Genomic DNA, 20,347 nt, shown 5'->3' with positions numbered 1-20,347 from the left:
GTACGGTAGTTCATGAAAGTACAGGTAACGCTCCACAAAACCGTCACACTCCGCATGAATCCCTCACGCTTCCAATCAATTCGTCATACTCCGCGAACGCGGAGTATCCAGTGCGCGCAAGCGCTTTGTCTAAGTGAAAGTTGATCACCCCCCACAAAGCGCCACCGCGCCACTGGACTTCCGCCTGCGCGGGAGTGACGAGTAGAAAAAGTGTACGTGCGCTTATTTATCGTGCAATGAGCACGCCTGTACCTTCGCGCCAAAAAAGTCCTTGTTTAACTGAAATGCCTGCAGAATACGCTGCCGGCCCGCTTCGTCTTCGGGTAATGAAAACACGACTTTCAAAAATTTAGGACCATGCGCTGATCGGCTATGACCAATGTCATTGGCCAGCAAATCCTGCTCAAGGAGGGTCATGACCGAAGGCACCACCACGTGCTGGCTTGCCCTCATCTCGTCTAGCACCTCTGTTTCGGTGACATTGACCGTATCATGTGCGCCTTGGAATTTTTTCACGCCACTGATATTGACTGCGATGCCACCCGTGATTTCGAACTCGGTGGCGGACAGTCGCTCGTAATGAAATGCCTCCCAGCCAGGGACGCCGCGTTTGCGCTGTGCCACGGCGGCCATGGCTGCAGCAGCTGTACCGCCGCCGTTAATCATGCCAACAGGTAACATTTCTGCGAGACTGGTAGGGACAAGGTCGTGTATTGGGTCGGTCATGATGCATCCTCGGTTGAAACAGATACGTGATTGTAAGCCTTGCCTGACAAGACGATGATGCGGTCATCATAGAAAGGGCTGCTGGGGAACTATTTCTGATTTTTGTGACCAAACGATATGTTCCATTTGCTGATTTTCAGCGTGTTCCGCACGGGCAATTCATGACCGTTCTGTGACGAGATTGGGGTCTTTTTCGTCAAAAATGGCGTTGGAACGTAACGAAAAGTGAATATCTAGCAAGAACCCCATAATCACAGGTAGAATTCAGCGTCACATAATTTGGCAGCATGTCGCAACAAAAGACATGCGATGGTATTTATTCGCTGCACAGCAGTTCAACTTTAAGGAAATATTCATGTCGATCAAATCCCGCGTAGTTTTGGGTAGTGCTATTGCGTTGTTCGCGCTGAGCGCTTGTAATGATAAAGATAAGGCTGCTTCTGCGCCTTCAGCTGCTGCTGATACCAAAGAAGCCGTTGCCGCAACGGTCAATGGTACACCGATCTCCAAAAAGCAATTGGACCAGATCATGCAGCAACAAGCTGGTCAAGGGATGCCTGACAATCCAGAAACACGCAAAATGGTGATCGATAACCTGGCAATGCAAATTATCGTCGCACAAGAAGCTGAGAAAAAAGGGCTGGATAAAGTTGCTGACGTTAAAGAACAGCTGGAAATGGCACGTCTTTCCATTATGGCAAATTCGTTTGTTCGTGATTACATGAAGACGGCCACAGTGACTGACGAAGCGCTCAAAGCCGAATACGACAAATTCAAAGCAACACAAGGCGGCAACGAGTACAAAGCACGCCATATTTTGGTTGGCACAGAAGCAGAAGCAAAAGACATCATTGCTAAAATTTCTAAAGATCCAAAAGCATTCGAAGCACTGGCAAAATCCAAATCCAAAGATCCTGGTTCTAAAGACAAAGGCGGCGATCTGGGCTGGTTCAATCCGCACAATATGGTGCCTGAATTCGGTAACGCCGTTGCTAAATTGGAAAAAGGTAAGTTCACAGCAGAGCCAGTGAAATCCCAATTCGGCTACCACGTGATCATGCTGGACGACACACGTCCATTGGCTGTTCCTTCCTTGGAAGAAGTCAAAGCTGGCCTGACACAACAGTTGCAACAGCAAAATCTGAAAAAAATGCTGGATGACATGAAAGCGAAAGCGAAGATTGACATCACTGCAGCGCCAGCATCTGCACCTGCAGCAGCAACGCCAGCACCCGCAGCAGCTGACGCAGCCGCATCGAAATAATTTGTTCGATTACGATTGAACAAAGCGTGAGCTGACATAGCTCATCACCGTTTGGTGATGAGCTATTTTTTTGCCTATCGTTGTCTCAGAAAAACAGGTCGTCAGTGCCTGATATATAAAAAATGCAATAATACGACCGATTCTTTTGCTTCATCATGTGCGTACCGGCTCAGATGTGCTATCCGGTTTCTTTTCACCATCAAACAGGCTTATGCATGGCAACTACTCAATTTGCATGGACCGGCGATAATCTCACGTTAGATGTCCGCCCCGATCGTCAAGACATTCGCGATCGCCAGTTTATTCCCGTCATTCGACACCTCCCACCCACATCCCCCTCCCCTGACTGGGTTGCCAACAAATGGCAAGCCTATATCGATGCAGGATTTATTCTGAATCAAGGATCTGCTGGGGCATGCACGGGATTTGGCCTATCTGCGGTGATCAATTACCTGCACTGGTCCGAACATCCAGACCATGTCGAAGTCAGTCCACGAATGGTGTATCACCTCGCTAAATTTTATGATGAGTGGCAAGGCGACGACTATGTCGGATCGAGCTGTCGTGGCGCACTCAAAGGCTGGAATAAACATGGCGTTTGCCGCCGTGATCTGTGGCCATTTACTGTCCATGCCGGCAACAAAGCCGTCTCGTGGGAGGCACCATTAGCAGGTTGGGAGCAGGATGCGCAGACAAGGCCGCTCGGCATTTACTATCGGGTCGATCGGAGCAATATTAGCGACATGCAGGCCGCCATTGCGGAGACGGGGGCGGTCTATGTCTCCGCCAATGTGCATACGGGTTGGTATTTATCCACCTATCGCCGCCCCAAAAAACAAGCGCCGCTTACCACACTGGATCAGATTCCGGTCATACCGATGGAAGCACATGGAATTGGTGGCCACGCGTTTGCACTGATCGGTTATAACGCGCAGGGATTTGTCGTACAAAATTCGTGGGGAACCGATTGGGGCTATCAGGGATTGGCGGTACTGAGTTACGAAGACTGGCAAGCCAATGGTACTGACGCATGGACCGTATCGCTCGGCGTGCCAACCAGTGGTGCTAGCGCGTACAGCAGCAGTAATTCCTTATCGACGCCAGCAAGTGCTGGTCTGCTCAGCCAATTACCACCACCGATGACAAGCAAACGAGGCGCACCACCTGCCCCTCGCCGCCACTCTCATCCTATTGCTCATTTGCCACCCCTCAGTCTAGATCAAGCCTATGGTCTGACCTTGGTCATGGACAACAACGGTGCACTCATTCAACGTCTAGTGGCATTCAAAAATGCCGCTGCCAGTGCCGAACATATCGCGTTCAAAGCGCCCCTGTCGGCCTATCAACAACAGGGTGCAAAGTCAGCCTTCAAGCTCACGTTATTCGCGCTTAGTGGCCTCGATAATGAAGATGCCACCATCGCCCATATCGCTAGCCTTGCGCCTTACTTTTTGGCGAATGGTAGTTATCCGATTTTTTTGACATGGAATAGCGGTCTCGGTGACACATTAAACCAGCTAATTTCTAGTCAATTTTCTGCACCCGATCCGGGCACGAACGCCGCGCAAGATAGCAGTATTGAAGGGTATGCAGCAAACAATGGCGGTAAAGCAGAATGGACCTTACTCAAACAAAATGCAGCGCAATCGGTGCTCAATGATCATCCACCACGTGGCTTGCATGCGCTGGTTCAGCATCTGCATAAACTTGCCAACGCCATTGGCCCTGATCGTTTGGAGCTACATCTGGTCGGCCATTCGACAGGAGCGCAACTCATTGGCAATCTTCTTCCGTATCTGAAGAAAAAGCTTACCATCAAAACTTGTACGCTATTAGCACCTGCCTGCAGTATCGATTTTGCTAATGCGAACTTTTTACCTGCACTCGAATCAGGTCAAATTGCACGCTCGCATTTCCATTTGCATGTGTTATCCGACGAGGTCGAGTGCGCTGACAATGTGGCACAGGTCTACAGCAAATCCTTGCTGTACCTCTTGTCACATAGTCTTGAGATCCGGCATAAAACACCCATGCTGGGCATGGCAACCGCGCTCGACGCGGCCTATCTCACCAGCACCGATAACGCGCATGCGCAATGGAATCCTGCAGCGATTCCTGCGCTGCATCGATGGCAAAGTGTGTATTGGGGAGGAAAAGCACCTTCTGGCTTCGCGCAAAAAGGACTCGGGTTGACGCAAAAACAGGCACTCACTTTACATATTCAATCGGAACGCTTTCTGCAAAGTGGCCAAGAACTGCTCCGCGCCGGCCATGCAACGTTTGACTATGATCAAAAAACCATCACGGCGATTTTATTGCGCATTGCCGGCATGGGACCGGGTAGAAGCTTGCCGCATCCTGTCGGTGTTCTGAATTAAGCAAGGTAGCGAAACCCGCTTCCAACAAAAAACCGCCACGAAGGCGGTTTTTTGTTGGTCAACAGTCAGTCTTATTTGGACGACTTGCGACGGGTCGTTCCGCTATCCTTATCAAACTTAGAAGGACGTCCGTTCGACAATTTGCCTGCTGGCTTACTTGATGGCTTCCCAGCCGCTTTTTCTAATACGCGACGATCGCCACCTGATTTCTTCTGACCTGCTGGGAAATCATGTGCAATGCCACCGCTCGTTGGTTCGCCGACGGGACTAATCTTGATCTGCTTGCCAGCCACCCACACACCCTTGAGTTGAGACAACAATTCTGGCGGCATACCGACAGGCAAGTCTAAGGTGCTGTGGTGATCGAAAATGTCGATACGACCAATGTACTTCGCTTCCATGCCCGCTTCATTGGCGATGGCACCAACGATATTGGCTGGTGTGACCGTATCTGCCTTACCGACTTCGATACGATACGTTTGCATTGGAACGCTGACTTTGGCTTTGCCTGCTTTGTCTTTCTTCGGCTTTGCTGCACGGTCGTCACGATCGAATTCAGCGGGTGCACTGAATGCACGATCGACCACTTGGTTCATACGGCTGCCGGGCACCGCATCGGCAATACGTGGCGCACGTTCTGTACGCTCTGGACGCGCTTCTGAACGGGCATCAGAACGGGGTGCACGCGCTGGTGCAGCGGAACCACTGCCTGCTTTTTCAGCACTGATACGCAAAGACTGGCCTGCCACGCGGACTGACTTCAGATGATCGAGCATGTCAGACGGCAAATCGTCTGGCAAATCCAAAATCGTGTAGTCGTCATAAATATCAATGCGACCAATAAATTTGGATTCGATATTCGCCTCGTTCGCAATCGCACCAACGATGTTGCCAGGTTTCACGCCGTGGTCATGACCGACAGCGATACGGTAAGTTTGCATGCCTGGCTCGGCAGTACGTGGGCTGTGTTCACGTCGTGCGCCGCGGTCTTCACGCTCAAAGCGATCGCCACGACTTGGACGGTCTCCGCGGTCTCCGCGATCACCGCGGTCATTGCGATCATGACGGGCCGGACGCTCATCACGCCAGCTATCGTCAGATTTGACTTCGCGACGGTTTTTATCGAGCAACAACGGTTCATCACCGCGTGCCATCTTGGCTAACGCTGCCGCGATTTCAATCGCTGGAATATTGTGTTCACGCTCGTAATCTTCGATCAACGAAGTGTATTCATCCAAACCACCCTCTGCCAACGCAGTCGAAATTTGATCTTTAAAGCGGGCGATACGCACGTTGTTGACGGTTTGAATGGTCGGCAATTCCAGCGGAGACACTGGCTGACGTGTTGCGCGTTCGATGGCTTTTAAGAGATTTTTTTCACGCGGGGTGATAAACAAAATTGCTTCACCGCTACGGCCTGCACGACCGGTACGACCGATACGGTGAGTATAGCTTTCTGGATCATACGGTACGTCGTAGTTGATCACGTGGCTGATACGCTCCACGTCCAAACCACGCGCCGCAACGTCGGTCGCCACCAAAATATCGATCTTGCCGTCTTTCAATTGCTGAATGGTGCGTTCACGTTGCTGTTGGTTGATGTCGCCGTTGATCGCTGCGACAGAGAACCCACGGGCATCCAACTTAGCAGCCAATTCTTCTGTGCCCAGTTTCGTACGGGCGAAAATGATCATGCCGTCGAAGGTTTCGGCTTCGAGGATACGGGTTAACGCGTCCAGCTTGTGCATCCCAGAGACCAGCCAGTAGCGTTGGCGGATATTGTCTGCGGTGCCTGTTTTAGCGGCAATGGTGACTTCGGCTGGTTTGTTCAGATACGTTTGCGCGATACGCTTAATGGCGGATGGCATCGTGGCAGAGAACAAGGCAGTCTGACGGCCTTCTGGCGTTTCTTGCAAAATGCGTTCAACGTCGTCAATAAAGCCCATGCGTAACATTTCATCGGCTTCATCCAAGACCAACGTTTTGATTTTGGACAGGTCCAACGAGCCTTTATCCAAATGATCAATCACGCGACCTGGTGTACCAACGACCACATGCACACCACGGCGCAATGCGGATAATTGCGGACCGTAGCTCTGACCACCGTAGATCGGCAACACGTGGAAACCCGGGATATGACGTGCATACGTTTGGAATGCTTCGGCAACCTGAATCGCCAGTTCGCGAGTAGGTGCCAAGACCAAGGCCTGCGGACTGCTTTGATTGATATCCAGACGGGACAAAATCGGCAAGGCGAAAGAGGCCGTTTTACCGGTACCCGTTTGCGCTTGTCCCAGTACGTCACGGTTATCCAGTAAGTACGGGATAGTGGCGGCCTGAATAGGAGAAGGTGTTTCGTAACCGACATCTTGCAAGGCGCGCAATAAAGGCGCACTCAGTTGCAAATCGGTGAAAGTAATAGTGGATGTAGATTCTGACATGGCGATGCTCGCTCGTTCGCTCGAATCGCAGGATGCGACAAGATTTGGGGCGTAGTTTACTCTGTTGTCATAGAGTCAGGGAGAAACTACACCATTGTTTGCACAAAAAACAGGCAATCCGGTCTGAAAAACAGGGGTTAACACTGAAATGTTTATTTTTAAACTATGTTTTTACGCTGTTTTACTCTGTATTTCTCTGCTTTTATGATCATTGGCAGCACAATCTCGTGGGTATTTCTCAGCACTTTCATGCATGATGCGCGTCCTTGATCTGCTTATTTTTCGGACAACCCATAGCGCCGCATCATGGCATCTTGTTCACCGCTCGACTGAAGACGGCTGATGGCACGGTTGATTTGATCGATTTTCCATGAGGATTTGCGTGACAATGCGCACTGAGTACCCGTCATTGAAAACACGGTTTTCGAGAGTGCGAACTGCTCACGCTGGTCTGGAAAATTTTTGAAATAACCTTCAATCTCGGCTTCCGAACTGATCAAGCCATCCGCACCACCCAAAGCGACGAGACGGAACATGCTCGGCACATCGGTCAAATCAATCCGCTTGATTCGCCCATCGGCCACCTCTTTGGAAATGGAAGGGTAAAAATAACCAAGCCGGACGGCGATTTTTTTACCGATAAGCTGTTGTGGAAAATGATTGAGCAATGGCTTATCACGCGCCACGACAACCCGCTCGTTTTGCGGCAAATTAGGGATGGTCCAGAGAAACTGATCGCGGTTGTCGGTCCACTGGGGGCTGAAATAACACACCATATCAGCCTGACCGCTCTTAAGCGCCTGCTCCACGCGCCGACGAGAGTAAACGACATAGACAGGTGTAGCACCGATATCACGGGCGATGGCATCCTGAAAATCTTTCAATAGCCCACCAACGAGATGATCATGCTGATCCAGCACATTCAATGGGTAGGTGACCGTATCAAATAGCGCTAGCTTCAATTCATCCTGTGCAAAAGCATGCATTGGCAGCAAGAGTGCCCCGATGATCAACACCATGATCGCGCACACACGTGCGACAATCAAATCAATACCCTGCTTCAATCTGTTTTATCCTCGTTTCATGTTCTAAACAACACCCGTTGATACCGCGAGAAGTTACTCGCTAAAACCACGATTGCCCTGCAATCCCCCCGTGTGTATCGCAACAACGCGTGTCTTCGCAGGGAAATAATTTTGTCGACACAACTGATGTAATGCAAACAACATTTTTGCGGTATAGACAGGTTCGAGGGGAATACCAGTCTGGTGTTGGAACATATCACAGAATGCGACTAACTCGGTACTGATTTTGGCATAACCACCATGATGAAAATCGGTGAGAATCTGATAATGGTGGTCAGTGGCATAACCGGCTTGCTGCAACAAACGTCTCACATCGTCGCGTAAATAGTCGCCATTTTTGATCGCAGACACACCAATGACCTGACTCTCTCCACGTGCCCCTGCAACCACGCCAGCGAGTGTCGCACCTGTGCCACAAGCAAGCATAAACACATCGGGAAGGGAACCCATTTGGTCGCCGACCTCTACTACCAGTTCCGCGACCCCATGTAAGGCGGCAGGCGAGCTACCTCCCTCGGGCAACCAAACATGTTCAGGAGTGATGTGATCTACACAACGACGCCAATAGTGATCGTCATCGCGCAGTGCGCGGTATGTTTCTCGATTCACGTATTGAATGTGCATCCCCAACGCACGACAATCATCAAGCATTGCACTTTGCATACCATCGGCTGCGCGGATCAAGGCCGTTGCCGAATGTCCTGCCAACGCTGCTGCATGCGCCAGCGCATGAATATGATTCGACCACAGTCCCCCCATACTGACGAGGTGCGACCGCTGACCTGCCAGCGCCAGCAAGGGATATTTCAATTTACGAAATTTGTTCCCCGATACCTGCGGATGTAGCAAATCATCCCGCTTGATCCACAGCGCAATGCCGGGAAATAAAATACTGTTAATTCGCTGGCATGGCGAGGCAGATGAGGTGAACACGATGCAATTATCTGAGCGAAAATGGTAAAGTAACATTGTACGCGTACAGCAATGAACAAACGAATGCCGTCTTGTCTGTCGCGCCCACCATTCGCACTTTTTCCCGGAGAGGGACATGCCAGCAGATTTAGATCAATCGCTCACCAGTGCCAGACTACAGCTGTCTCAGTTGATTAAACAAATCAAAGAGAACGGACAGCAGGATAATCTGTTGCCGACGCTGGAGACGGTGTTAACGAAGCTCGAAGGGATGTCCCAACACGACCACCTCACCGGTGCGCTCAATCGCCGCACATTACTCAGCACGTTAGACGCAGAATTAGCACGCTCTTACAGGACAGGGCACACATTTTCTTTTGCCGTCATCAGTGTCGACGGACTCGAAGTCATTTTAGAAAAACACGGACAAACGGTCGCAAAAGAAATCCTAAGAACCATCAGCAAAGAAGCGCTCGACATGCTGCGCACCCTCGATTCATTTGGTCGCGTCTCCGCCAACGAATTTGCGATTATTATGCCAACGACATGGCTAGATCAAAGCCTCAAAGCCATTGCACGCCTCAAAAAACGTATCGCTAGCGTCGATTGGGAAAGCCAAGCGCCAGGCTTAATGGTGACCTTTTCAACGGGTCTGACCACCAACGCAATCAAAGACACCGCCGATACCATGCTCCAACGTGCGAGCACCGCAATGCAATCTGCGAGATCAAAAGGGCCCGACAGCATTGCCCAAATCGAGCCACCGCTACCGGACTACGACCCTAACGCGCCAGAAAATCAATAACGGTCGCCATCACGACAAGCGCTTAATGGCGCTGCCCTTATTTGATGACCTCTGCTTTTTTGGGAGAGTAAGCGACTAACCACGTTGCCATCACGACTGCCGCACAGCCAATTAGCATATTGAGCGTAATCACTTCGTGCAAGAAAATCGATCCCCATAAGAGCGCAAACAGCGGAATCAAAAAGGTCACGGTCAGCGCCTTGGTCGGTCCAACATCATGGATCAATCGGAAGTACAGGAGATAGGCCACTGCGCTGCATAAGAGCGCCAACCCCGCCGCCGCGAGCATCACCGTGGGTGTGACCGTTCCAGGAATCGGAGAAAAAGGGAGCGAAGGAAGCAAAAATACAGCGCCACCCACTTGGGATGCAGTGGCCATGAGCACAGGGTTCACATTGACCGATAATTTTTTGGTGTAGACGCCTGCCAATGCATAGCAAATGGTTGCTGCTGAACACGACAACAGCGCCAGCAATAATTCGGTACTCCACGCAACCGGACCCAAGCGAACCAAGAGGCCCACGCCCACGACACCGGCAACCATGCCGGCCATTTTGCGTGTGGTGAATTGTTCACCGAGGAAAATCGCCGCCATCACTGCGCCCCACAAGGGGCTTGTTGCATTCATGATCGCTGAATACCCCGCCGGAATATGTATCGCCGCATAAGCATAAAAGACGGCAGGTAATGCGGTACTGATGGCACCAAGAATTAAAAAGGATTTCCAATGTTGCCTGAAAAGAATCGGCTGTTTACTAACGAACATCCATCCAACCAGTGCAAGACCAGCAAGACCGACGCGAATTTCTGCGGTCCACAAAGCACCGAGTTGCGGGGCAATGATCCGCATAAACAAAAAAGACGCGCCCCAGATCGATGCCAAACCAAGTAACCTCAGAAAATCACTGTGACGCATGCCCACTCCCACCTAGTCAAAGAGCAACAGCTTAACAAAGACGCAGGTCTTACGCTCGCCTAAATCGGACACGGCATTACGCCATCACTACATCGGCTTGAAGCGCCACGCGTAAGCTTGACTGACTTTGAGTTTTTCTTGGCTGCCTTCGAGCTCAACGGTGTATCGTCCCATTTCATCACGATGGGCACGCACAATGGCGTCCGCACGGACAACCACACTGCGATGGATTTGCCAAAACTGCTCGCTGTCGAGCCCTTCCATGATGTCCTTTAATGGCTTACGGACATGGGCTTCATCGTGCGCACAGACGACGCGGGTGTATTTTTCGTCGGAAGAAAAAAACAAGATTTTCTCTATCGCGAACATTTTGATCGTATCGCCGACGCTGGCACTGATCCAACGAATACGCTCTGGTACCTCGGGCCGCAAACGCTTATCCAGCGCCGACATAATTTGACTGAGATCTGGGACTGGTTGTTGGCTTGCTAACCGTTTTTTTAAGCGATCAATGGCCTCTGCCAAGCGCGCAGTAGAAACGGGTTTAAGTAAATAATCGACCGCGCCGCATGAAAAAGCATCAATGGCATAACTATCATAGGCCGTGGTGAATACCGCATGACACCGACCTTTGACCGCATGCGCAACATCTAGACCCGTCATCCCTGGCATGCGGATATCCAAGAAAGCAATATCGGGTTGATGCTCATGAATCGCTTCTAAGGCATCTGCGCCGTGCTCACATTCAGCCACAATACGGAGTTCCGGCCACAATTCATTGAGCAAACGTCGCAGGTCTTTACGTGGTAAATCTTCGTCGTCGGCAATGATTGCCGTCATCATCGCTGTCATTCTTTTCTCTCCTCTCACGCTTCCAAAGGCAAACTAATCACCGCCGTCACGCCGCCGTCGGGATTGGCTTTCAATACCAAACTGGCGTTTTCGCCGTACATGGATGCGAGTCGTTCACGGATATTTTCCAAGCCAAGTCCTGAACCGCTCGTGGTTCCACCAAACCCCACCCCGTCATCACTCACACTCACGGTCAGATAAGGTTGACCGGCGTTATCTGTCTGATGCGCTGACACCGCAATGTGCGCTGGGCCGACTTTGGGCTCGATCCCATGCTTGACGGCGTTTTCAACGAGTGAAATGAGCATCAACGGCGGTAAAGCCGCATCGGTAATTGTCGATTCAACGGTAAATTGCAAACGCGGGATGCGGGTCTGCATCAGATTCAAATAAGCGCGGGCGGCGTCTAATTGCTGTCCTAGACGGGCTTGGGTTGAACTCCCGTCACGGCGTATTTTAGGAATCGTTGCCCGTAAATAATCAACCAGATGATCGACAATCGCCGTCGCACGTGCGGGTTCGCTGTTGATCGCGGAGCGAACGCCGGCCAGTGTATTAAACAAAAAATGTGGTTCGACCTGTGCCACCAACACCGATAACCGCAGCTCTGCTTCACGTCGTGCTTCTTGCGCCTGCTTGAGTTCACGGGCGAGTCGATCTTCTTGAAGTCGCTTTTTTTGACGGAAAAACAGCCACAAGTCAAAACCGCCGCCCAGATAGCTCACCACAAAGCAGGTAAATAAAAAGTCAATGAGATCGCGCAGCATCAACAAGGTTTCTTGGCTCAGAACAGAATGCGATTCGGCGGCGACCGATGCACTGGCGAGACCCTGAGTGCTTGAAGAGCTTGGGGCGCTAGGAGAGGCTGAAGAGGCTGGAGCGGTCGCTTTCGGGGGTGTTGCCTTCCCCTCCTCCGCGTCTTCGTGATACTTGGATGAAACAAAAAGCTCTATTTTTCCATGGCGAATATGATCATGTGCAATCCACTTACAGAGCTTATCCGAGCCCTCAAACAGGCCGTAACTCAGTCCAGCACCGAGGAGCAATACGACAACAAGACCGATCGTCTCTTTTCTTGCCGGCCATTGGCGCTTCCTTACCAGTACCGCCAGCCCCGTACCCAGTAAGCCCAGCGCAAGCAAACCGAGACTCAGTGGCACCACCACCATGATCACTTTATCGAGTGGCGCCCCACTGAGTGCTGAAATAGTGAGCACCACCAGATCGATCAGCGATAACGGTATCACCCAAGAGAGAAACCGATAGTAATACCACGTGCGAGAAAACACCGGATAGTTGCGCGCCCGGGTCAACCAACTGTCACTACGGATCGAGACCTCGAGTGGCAAAGGTTGTTCTGTCGCTGCGGGATGAGGGAATGACTTAGTCATTGTGGTATTCCTTGTTCTTGCGGTGAGAGCGTATGTTCATCCACAACAGTGTAAGGAAAATAAGGCACTCAATGGCGCGATGCGATGAAATCTGCCATAACAGGATGAAATGGGGTCAGCAGGAGATAAAATCAGGCAGGATCGCCGCTTGCCAACTCGGGGGCGTCTTCGCTTGGCGGCTTTGGCTCGGCCGGACGCTGTTGTTTGGCAATACGCAAAATGGTATTGCGTATTGCACTGAGCACAGCGATGGAATTGAAAGGTTTCACAATAAAGCCATGGACACCACGCTGCTGCGCCGCTTGCAAGGTTGTGGCATCGATTTTGGCGGAAACCAAAAATAGCAGTGCCTTGGGCAAGTCCTTGCGCAACTGATCAATCACAGCGAGACCGGTTTCATCAGGTTCACCGATATCGACACAGACAATTTGCGGTTTGAGCTTAATCACCCTTGCCAAACTCGCTGGTGCCAAATTAGCATCGCCAACAACTTCGTGCCCGCCGTTGTTTAAAACGGAGGTCAGCAAATTACGGGCAACAGCATTTGTATCCAGAATGACTGCTCTGAGCATAGGTCTACCATGAGAAGGCTTTTGCGCAATAGTAATGCAAAATAGAAAAAAGGAGTAAAAAAAGCACACGTGGCGGGTTGCCAACGTGTGCTTAATTTGTCTTTTCCTGTATGACGCGCTTATCGGTTGCTGTCTTCTCTACCGCCAACGTCAGGTTTGGCATTTTTCACATACATATCCAGCCAGCGGTCTTGCTCCCACAGCATCTGCATAATGGACTCTCTGGCGCGGTAGCTGTGACTTTCGTTGGGCAACATCACGAGACGAGAAATACCACCTAAGCCTTGCAAAGCTTGGTACATCCGCTCACTTTGTAATGGGAAGGTACCGGTATTATTGTCCTGCTCACCATGAATCAAGAGCAACGGATCTTTGATCTGATTCGCAAAATTAAATGGTGACATATCCTGGTACACCTTTTCCGCCTGCCAATAATTGCGGTCTTCGGATTGAAAACCAAATGGCGTGAGGGTGCGGTTGTAGGCACCAGAACGCGCAATGCCAGCGCGGAACAGACGGGTGTGTGCTAACAAGTTGGCGGTCATGAACGCGCCATAGCTATGCCCGCCAATGGCAATACGATTGCGATCTGCGACACCAAGACGCACCACTTCATCCACCGCAGCCTCGGCATCCATCTTCAACTGTTCAATGTAAGTGTCGTTCGGTTCTTTTTTACCCTCGCCAATAATCGGCATACTGAGCGAATCAAGCACCGTGTAGCCACGTGCCAACATCACCATCGGGCTGTTATACGCGATCCGGTTATATTTATACGCCGAACCGCTGACCTGCCCTGCCGCATCCGCTGTTTTGTATTCACGCGGATAGGCCCACATCAACATCGGACGCGGTCCGTCCCGCTTTGGCTCATAGCCGGGAGGCAAGTACAGGGTCGCATTGAGCTCAACGCCATCGGCTCGCGCATAACGAATCTGCTGCTTCCGAATTCCTTTTAATTGAGGTAAAGGGTTAGCAAAGTTCGTCAACGCTCTTGCTGGCTCCGTGTTCGTCAAGTCGCGAACGTAGTAGTTCGGACGCTCTTCACTTGACTCACGGCTTGTGACCACCGAGGTCACCTTGTCGTTCAGTATCCCCACGACTTGCTCATAATACGGTGCTTGAGAACGGAACAAGCGCGTGCTTTGTTTCGTGTTGAGATCATATTTATCAAGAAACGGACGCTCGCCTTCTGGACTTGCACCCAGACCCGCCAGATAAATTGCCTTGTCATCCAAAGATAACTTCAATGCTGGCAAACCAAACTGATTCAGCTCAACGACCGGATTGCCTTGATTGGCATATTGATCTTCGGTCTTACGACTGAACAAGACATCAGGCTTGCTGTCCACGATGCCCGGGCGAAGTCGCCACGTCCGGGTATCGCGGGTTTTCCACCAACTTTCGGTGACCAGCGCCAAGTTATCGTTCCCCCATTGGACACTCGAAAACCGCCATGCCAGTTCCATCAATTTCTGCGGCGCAGTATCAAACGGGGCGGCTTGCTGCATCATGACATCATGCACACGGACATGCATCTCCGGATCACCGCCTGCTTGGGCTTCGAGCCAGTACAGTGTCGCAGGTTTATCCGTGCGCCAGCCAAACTCACGCGGACCAGTTTGGACGGCATCAGCACCAATCGGCAACCGCTCACGCATCGGCCGTTCGGCCACCGTTTTGATTTTTTTACCCTGTTTATCCCATAACTCGATGAGCTGCGCGAAGCGATCAATCGGCAACAATGTCGAATAAGGACGTCGAATCTGCGTCGTTAAAATCAGCTTGCCATCCGGTGAGGGTTGGGCTTTCGTCAGCGTCATCACAGGCCCGATGCGGTGCAGCTCTCCCTTGGTGTTCACAAGCCCTAATTGTGTCTGCAATTCCCAATCCAACACGTCAGCATCGGTGGATGTTTTCAACATATCCGGATAGGTCCGGTTTTGTGTGATCTTGCCACCTTTGGTTTCGAGGGTATTTGGTCCTGTTGGTAGTGAGGGGGCTGTTGGCATGGGCTTCTGGTGCAAAGGGAGCAAATGCACCAACAGTTGATCTGAACCAGCCGTCCATTCGAATCCCGCACTTGTTACTGCATTGAGCTTTTCTGAGATCAACCGATGCGCATGCGCTTTGGCGACATCCAATAACCACAACTCAACGCCCGCGTCCGTCCAATGACTGAAGGCAACCCATAGTTCATCCGGTGACCAGATCAACTCTGCGATCTTAGGACGCACAGGCATTCCATCGACAACGCGCGTTTTACCAGTAGCGATATCGAGTAAGCTCAACCCCGTCCCAAACTCAAACTGACTCGCCGCCCGTGTCCGTGGATTGAGACGCAGACCGGCCAATTTAAGTTCTGGCTGCGCCACCTCGGCAATGCCCGGCAAGCCTGGAATGGATTCCAACAGTGCCGTTTTTCGGCGCGGTCCCAATTTAAAAACAGGCCCCCGCGGCGCATCAACTATCGCCTGCAGCTCTGGTGGTGGCATTTTGTAAGCCCCATCATTGGGATCCACCGCTTTGGCAAGCGTCGCCGCATCAGAGACCAGGGGTAACGAGAAAGGGGAACTCAACAGAAATAGCAGGGGTGCAAGTCGACGAAAATTGGCTGGCATAATCAAATAAAAAAAGACTCAGTGCGCCCAATGCCCGACATTCATGACGAAGACGACATCGCGCTTATTAGCCCTTCAACAAGACGAGCTACGAGCGAACACGAGGTAGTTTCAGCGATAAAAGCAAGCAGTGTAGCGCGGTGTTCTTGTTTCTGCAGCGATATATGTGGCTACGGCAATGGTTTCTTACACCTTTCCGCGCTGCACAACGATGAGATAGTGGCACTCAAACGCCGACAAGGCGCTCACGCGCCACTGGGCTCCCGCCTGCGCGGGAGCGACGAGGGGTGGAGACATTCCACCTCCATCCAACCATCCACCGTGCCCCCGCCCCGTCATCCTTCGCACCCTCACTCCCTCATCCTCCGCAACCCCACTCCGTAATCATCCGCCCCCTACTCCGTCATCCTCCGCAACCCCACTCCATCACCCTACACAAGCCCATTCCGTCATCCTCCGCCCCCATTCCGTCATCCTCCGCGAAGGCGGGGGATCCAGTGCGCGAATGCGCTTTTCTACCCCGATCAGGTCATCACACACACATGACCGCAAAAATGCATTCGCACCCACATCAAGGCGCTCACGCGCCACTGGGCTCCCGCCTGCGCGGGAGCGACGAGGGGTGGGGACATTCCGAGTCTGTCTACGATATGTCGCCGCTTCCGCTAATACATCGTCGTCCCCGTACACCCCGCCATATTTTGTACCCAATCATCCTCCGCCCCCCATTCCGTCATCCTCCGCGAAAGCGGGGGATCCAGTGCGCGAATGCGCTTTTCTACCGCGATCAGGTCATCACACACAAATATCAGCAATAGTGCAGTCCCACCCACGTCAAGGCGCTAACGCGCCACTGGGCTCCCGCCCCGTCATCCTCCGCACTCGCACTCCGTCATCCTCCGCGAAGGCGGAGGATCCAGTTCGCACGGTTGCGGATTATTTTTCATGTTGCACTGAACATCGTTGTAAAACACAGACATCATTACCGTCTTGTTACGACTCAACCGCCATCAAAAAGTCCTACTGCTGCTCCCAACCAGTGCAAATAACAAAAATGATTCCTCGCTAGAACACGACAAGACCGAAGGAAATACCGGAAAACGATATAAATAGAATGAAAAATGCGATGAACGCCCGAATGCCGCACCTTCAGTGATCGTGTCTGTTGGTATGTTTTTTGCTGCATCGCACCATATGTCTTTCTATATGAGTTTTTCATCGTGGTAAGCTAGCCGCAAAATTGACGTATTTAGCTGCATTTTGACGTCGATGTTGAAAATTAGTTTGCCATTACCGTATTCATTCATCCAAAACCAAAACAACGGAGCACAGTTTGAACAAAATTCAACCATCCGGGGCGCACACCATTCTTGGGCACCCAAATAGTTTATTTGTCCTGTTTTTCACAGAAATGTGGGAACGTTTTTCTTACTACGGCATGCGTGCCCTGCTGGTACTGTTTCTCGTGACCGAAACCGCCAAAGGTGGCTGGGGCTGGTCACGTGCTGAGGCGACATCGCTGTATGGCTGGTACACCGGCTTGGTCTACCTGACACCGATTCTGGGCGGCTATATTGCTGATCGCTTCCTTGGAAGCCGTCGGTCTGTCGTTCTTGGTGGCTTTATCATTGCTGCCGGACATGCCTCTCTTTTGTTTGACACCCCAACGATGTTCTATGTGGGTCTATCTCTGGTGGTGGCGGGTACAGGTTTGTTCAAACCTAATATCTCTGCCATCGTTGGTCAGCTCTATAACAAAGACAATGAACACGCACGTGACTCTGGTTACACTTTGTTCTACATGGGTGTGAACTCTGGCGCATTCTTTGGTATTTTGCTTTGCGGCTACATCGGTGAAAAAATTTCCTGGTCTTATGGTTTCGCCTTAGCTGGTGGTTTCATGCTCTTGGGTGCGATTCAATTCTTCCTGGGTCAAGGTATCTTCCGTGAGATTGGTTTGTCGAAGTCTCAACAAACGACTCCAGTCGTTGCCGAAGTGGAACCTGAAGCGCATATCGTTAAAGACCGTTTGAAAGCCATCTGTGTCTTTTCTTTCTTCACGATTTTCTTCTGGTTTGCCTTCGAGCAAGCTGGCGGTTCGATGACGATTTTTGCGGCGGATTACACTGATCGCACATTGGTCGGCACCAGCGGTATGGTGTTTAAAATCGTCAATAGTTTGATGACAGTGATCCCAACGGCGATTTTGAGCTGGTTACTTTTGAAGCTGTTTTTAAGTACCGCGAAAGACTATCTGGTCTCTAACCTGTTGCTCATTACCTGTATCGGCGTGATCTGGGCACTGGTCATCTGGATGTTGGGTCGTGAATTTGGCATGTCCCAGTCGGATGTCCCTGCGACGTGGTTTGGTGTCCTCAATTCCTTCTTCTTGGTGATTTTGGCACCGATGTTTTCTAAAATGTGGGACAAATATTGGTCTCCAAGCGGTCCAGTGAAGTTTGGTACGGGCTTGGTCTTGCTGGGTCTGGGTTTTGCAGCATTGTCTTACGGTGCAGCAAGTATTCCTGCTGGTGCAAAAACAGCGTCGGTCAGTATGATCTACCTGATCGCAGCGTACTTTTTCCATACCATGGGTGAGTTATGCCTGTCTCCCGTTGGCTTGTCCTACATCAGTAAGCTGGCACCACAACGCTTGCTGGGTTTGATGTTTGGCGTTTGGTTCTTGAACACATCCATCGCTAACAAACTGGCTGGCTTGAGTGGTAGCTATATCGACAAGATTTCTGAGACTTACTCGTTGTCGACGTTCTTCCTGATTTTCACGATTATCCCGATTGCTGCAGGGATCATCTTGATGTTGTTGAACAAATGGATGGCCAAAAAGATGCACGGCATTCATTAATCGTTCTTCGATTCTCTTCTGTCAGGTAGCTGTACTCTGACAAAAAAAATCCCCGGCGACATGCAATTGTCGCCGGGGATTTTTTATTTGATTGCTGAAAAAATCAGCAATCCATTCTCAGGGTATCAACATACAGATCGTTTTATGGACGCTCAATCGCCAGAGCGACGCCCATACCGCCACCGATACACAAGCTTGCCAGACCTTTCTTTGCATCGCGACGAATCATTTCGTGGATGAGGCTGACCAGAATACGGCAGCCTGAAGCACCGATCGGATGACCAATCGCAATTGCACCACCATTGACGTTGATCTTGCTCGTATCCCAGCCCATTTCTTTATTCACACCAATGGCTTGCGCTGCAAAGGCTTCGTTGATTTCCATCAGATCCAAATCTTGATGTGTCCAGCCTGCTTTTTTCAGGCAGAGCTGTGCTGCTGGCACGGGACCCATGCCCATGATGCTTGGGTCGACACCTGCAGAAGAGTATGCTTTGATGCGCGCCAGGACAGGCAAGCCTAACTCTTCCGCCTTTTTAGCGGACATCATAATCACAGCCGCAGCGCCGTCGTTCAGACCCGAAGCGTTACCTGCTGTCACTGTGCCATTTTTGTCGAAAGCCGGACGCAATGCGGCGAGGGACTCAAGCGTCACGCCGTGTTTGATGAACTCGTCAGTATCGAAAACCACGGTGCCTTTTTTGCTAACGATCTCAACAGGAATAATTTCATCTTTAAACTTGCCTGCTTTTTGTGCCGCTTCTGCTTTATTTTGTGAAGCCAACGCAAACAAATCTTGTTCTTCGCGAGAAACACTGTATTTTTTCGCGACGTTTTCGGCAGTAATGCCCATGTGATACTGGTTGTAGACGTCCCACAGACCATCGACAATCATCGTATCGACGAGCTTAGTGTCGCCCATACGGAAGCCATCGCGGGAGTTATTCAATACATGCGGTGAAACGCTCATGTTTTCTTGACCGCCAGCAATGATCACATCAGCGTCGCCGACTTTGATGGCTTGCGCCGCGAGGTGCGTCGCTTTAAGACCGCTACCGCACACTTTATTAATGGTCATCGCTGGCACCATGTTTGGCAAACCTGCTTTGATCACGGCCTGACGTGCCGCGTTTTGGCCAACGCCTGCGGTGAGTACTTGTCCGAGCAATACTTCGTTGACCTGATCACCGCTTAAACCAATCTTGGCCAATAGGCCTTTGATGACAATGGCGCCTAACTCTGAAGCAGGTATTTTTGCTAAAGAACCACCAAATTTACCTACGGCGGTACGGCCAGCAGCTACGATGACAACGTCTTGCATATTGATTCTCCAGTTTTCGAAAAAGTGAATTGCTCTAAGACAAATATTAATACTGTGTAAATAATGTGATGCAGGTTGAGCAGGAATACCTTGATAGATTACACCACCTAGGTCTTGCGTGTACCTGACTTGACGCAAATTTGACGCATAAAAAAAGCTCCCGTGGGAGGCGGGAGCTTTGCAGTGTGAAGAAAGTCAAT

14 protein-coding genes are annotated in these 20,347 nt (G+C 51.0%); 4 read left to right on the top strand and 10 right to left on the bottom strand.

Features of this window, described 5'->3' with window-relative positions; translation table 11 throughout:
- Positions 1–222: 222 nt before the first annotated feature.
- Complete coding sequence (locus ACO0K2_RS05285) at positions 223–726, bottom strand: hypothetical protein (RefSeq protein WP_423016500.1); 504 nt, start codon at positions 724–726, stop codon at positions 223–225.
- Between the two features lie 355 nt (positions 727–1,081).
- Here ACO0K2_RS05285 and ACO0K2_RS05280 point away from each other — a divergent pair, with 355 nt between their 5' ends.
- The gene (locus tag ACO0K2_RS05280) at positions 1,082–1,990 is read left to right on the top strand and encodes a foldase protein PrsA (RefSeq protein WP_423016498.1); all 909 of its coding nucleotides are present in this window, start codon (positions 1,082–1,084) and stop codon (positions 1,988–1,990) included.
- A 215-nt stretch (positions 1,991–2,205) separates the two neighbouring features.
- Positions 2,206–4,368 (top strand): C1 family peptidase, encoded by a 2,163-nt coding sequence (locus ACO0K2_RS05275; RefSeq protein ID WP_423016496.1) that lies wholly within the window; start codon positions 2,206–2,208, stop codon positions 4,366–4,368.
- A gap of 71 nt (positions 4,369–4,439) precedes the next feature.
- Here the strand turns inward: ACO0K2_RS05275 and ACO0K2_RS05270 are convergent, their stop codons facing one another.
- The 3 genes from ACO0K2_RS05270 to ACO0K2_RS05260 all read right to left on the bottom strand — a co-directional run bounded on the left by ACO0K2_RS05270 (position 4,440) and on the right by ACO0K2_RS05260 (position 8,827).
- Positions 4,440–6,809 carry a DEAD/DEAH box helicase gene (locus tag ACO0K2_RS05270; protein WP_423016494.1) on the bottom strand — a complete coding sequence of 790 codons (2,370 nt, stop codon included), beginning with the start codon at positions 6,807–6,809 and terminating at the stop codon, positions 4,440–4,442.
- A 275-nt stretch (positions 6,810–7,084) separates the two neighbouring features.
- A complete protein-coding gene (locus ACO0K2_RS05265) occupies positions 7,085–7,873 on the bottom strand; it encodes a substrate-binding periplasmic protein (RefSeq protein ID WP_423016492.1) in 789 nt (262 codons plus the stop codon).
- Positions 7,874–7,927: 54 nt separating this feature from the next.
- Entirely contained in the window at positions 7,928–8,827 is a 900-nt protein-coding gene (locus ACO0K2_RS05260; RefSeq protein WP_423016490.1) for a 1-aminocyclopropane-1-carboxylate deaminase/D-cysteine desulfhydrase, read from the bottom strand.
- Between the two features lie 115 nt (positions 8,828–8,942).
- On the opposite strand from ACO0K2_RS05260, the gene ACO0K2_RS05255 reads away from it, so the two are divergent.
- On the top strand, positions 8,943–9,611 hold the full coding sequence (locus ACO0K2_RS05255; protein WP_423016488.1) for a GGDEF domain-containing protein: 669 nt from the start codon (positions 8,943–8,945) through the stop codon (positions 9,609–9,611).
- Between the two features lie 37 nt (positions 9,612–9,648).
- Here ACO0K2_RS05255 and ACO0K2_RS05250 read toward each other — a convergent pair whose 3' ends face one another.
- The 5 genes from ACO0K2_RS05250 to ACO0K2_RS05230 all read right to left on the bottom strand — a co-directional run bounded on the left by ACO0K2_RS05250 (position 9,649) and on the right by ACO0K2_RS05230 (position 15,963).
- Positions 9,649–10,527 (bottom strand): DMT family transporter, encoded by an 879-nt coding sequence (locus tag ACO0K2_RS05250; protein ID WP_423016486.1) that lies wholly within the window; start codon positions 10,525–10,527, stop codon positions 9,649–9,651.
- Positions 10,528–10,614: 87 nt separating this feature from the next.
- On the bottom strand, positions 10,615–11,379 hold the full coding sequence (locus ACO0K2_RS05245) for a LytR/AlgR family response regulator transcription factor (RefSeq protein WP_423016484.1): 765 nt from the start codon (positions 11,377–11,379) through the stop codon (positions 10,615–10,617).
- Between the two features lie 14 nt (positions 11,380–11,393).
- A complete protein-coding gene (locus tag ACO0K2_RS05240) occupies positions 11,394–12,770 on the bottom strand; it encodes a sensor histidine kinase (protein ID WP_423016482.1) in 1,377 nt (458 codons plus the stop codon).
- A 131-nt stretch (positions 12,771–12,901) separates the two neighbouring features.
- Positions 12,902–13,342, bottom strand: coding sequence for an ANTAR domain-containing response regulator (locus ACO0K2_RS05235; protein ID WP_423016480.1), 441 nt, complete (start codon positions 13,340–13,342; stop codon positions 12,902–12,904).
- A gap of 119 nt (positions 13,343–13,461) precedes the next feature.
- Entirely contained in the window at positions 13,462–15,963 is a 2,502-nt protein-coding gene (locus ACO0K2_RS05230; protein ID WP_423016478.1) for a prolyl oligopeptidase family serine peptidase, read from the bottom strand.
- Between the two features lie 1,333 nt (positions 15,964–17,296).
- Here ACO0K2_RS05230 and ACO0K2_RS05225 point away from each other — a divergent pair.
- Complete coding sequence (locus tag ACO0K2_RS05225) at positions 17,297–18,826, top strand: peptide MFS transporter (protein WP_423016476.1); 1,530 nt, start codon at positions 17,297–17,299, stop codon at positions 18,824–18,826.
- Positions 18,827–18,968: 142 nt separating this feature from the next.
- Here ACO0K2_RS05225 and ACO0K2_RS05220 read toward each other — a convergent pair whose 3' ends face one another.
- Positions 18,969–20,147 carry an acetyl-CoA C-acetyltransferase gene (locus tag ACO0K2_RS05220; protein ID WP_423016474.1) on the bottom strand — a complete coding sequence of 393 codons (1,179 nt, stop codon included), beginning with the start codon at positions 20,145–20,147 and terminating at the stop codon, positions 18,969–18,971.
- Between the last annotated feature and the right edge of the window lie 200 nt (positions 20,148–20,347).

Source organism: Undibacterium sp. MH2W (genome assembly GCF_049340215.1).
In the GTDB taxonomy this organism is placed as follows: domain Bacteria; phylum Pseudomonadota; class Gammaproteobacteria; order Burkholderiales; family Burkholderiaceae_D; genus Undibacterium.
Note: the sequence above shows the minus strand (reverse complement) of the source record. Positions and strands in the feature narration are given on the sequence as shown.

What these genes read in the sequence shown, in the direction of transcription:
- ACO0K2_RS05275 (WP_423016496.1), top strand. Translation starts at nt 2,206, where the DNA reads ATGGCAACTACTCAATTTGCATGGACCGGCGATAATCTCACGTTAGAT.
- ACO0K2_RS05270 (WP_423016494.1), bottom strand. Translation starts at nt 6,809, where the DNA reads ATGTCAGAATCTACATCCACTATTACTTTCACCGATTTGCAACTGAGT.
- ACO0K2_RS05255 (WP_423016488.1), top strand. Translation starts at nt 8,943, where the DNA reads ATGCCAGCAGATTTAGATCAATCGCTCACCAGTGCCAGACTACAGCTG.
- ACO0K2_RS05230 (WP_423016478.1), bottom strand. Translation starts at nt 15,963, where the DNA reads ATGCCAGCCAATTTTCGTCGACTTGCACCCCTGCTATTTCTGTTGAGT.
- ACO0K2_RS05220 (WP_423016474.1), bottom strand. Translation starts at nt 20,147, where the DNA reads ATGCAAGACGTTGTCATCGTAGCTGCTGGCCGTACCGCCGTAGGTAAA.
- ACO0K2_RS05250 (WP_423016486.1), bottom strand. Translation starts at nt 10,527, where the DNA reads ATGCGTCACAGTGATTTTCTGAGGTTACTTGGTTTGGCATCGATCTGG.
- ACO0K2_RS05235 (WP_423016480.1), bottom strand. Translation starts at nt 13,342, where the DNA reads ATGCTCAGAGCAGTCATTCTGGATACAAATGCTGTTGCCCGTAATTTG.
- ACO0K2_RS05285 (WP_423016500.1), bottom strand. Translation starts at nt 726, where the DNA reads ATGACCGACCCAATACACGACCTTGTCCCTACCAGTCTCGCAGAAATG.
- ACO0K2_RS05240 (WP_423016482.1), bottom strand. Translation starts at nt 12,770, where the DNA reads ATGACTAAGTCATTCCCTCATCCCGCAGCGACAGAACAACCTTTGCCA.
- ACO0K2_RS05245 (WP_423016484.1), bottom strand. Translation starts at nt 11,379, where the DNA reads ATGACAGCGATGATGACGGCAATCATTGCCGACGACGAAGATTTACCA.
- ACO0K2_RS05280 (WP_423016498.1), top strand. Translation starts at nt 1,082, where the DNA reads ATGTCGATCAAATCCCGCGTAGTTTTGGGTAGTGCTATTGCGTTGTTC.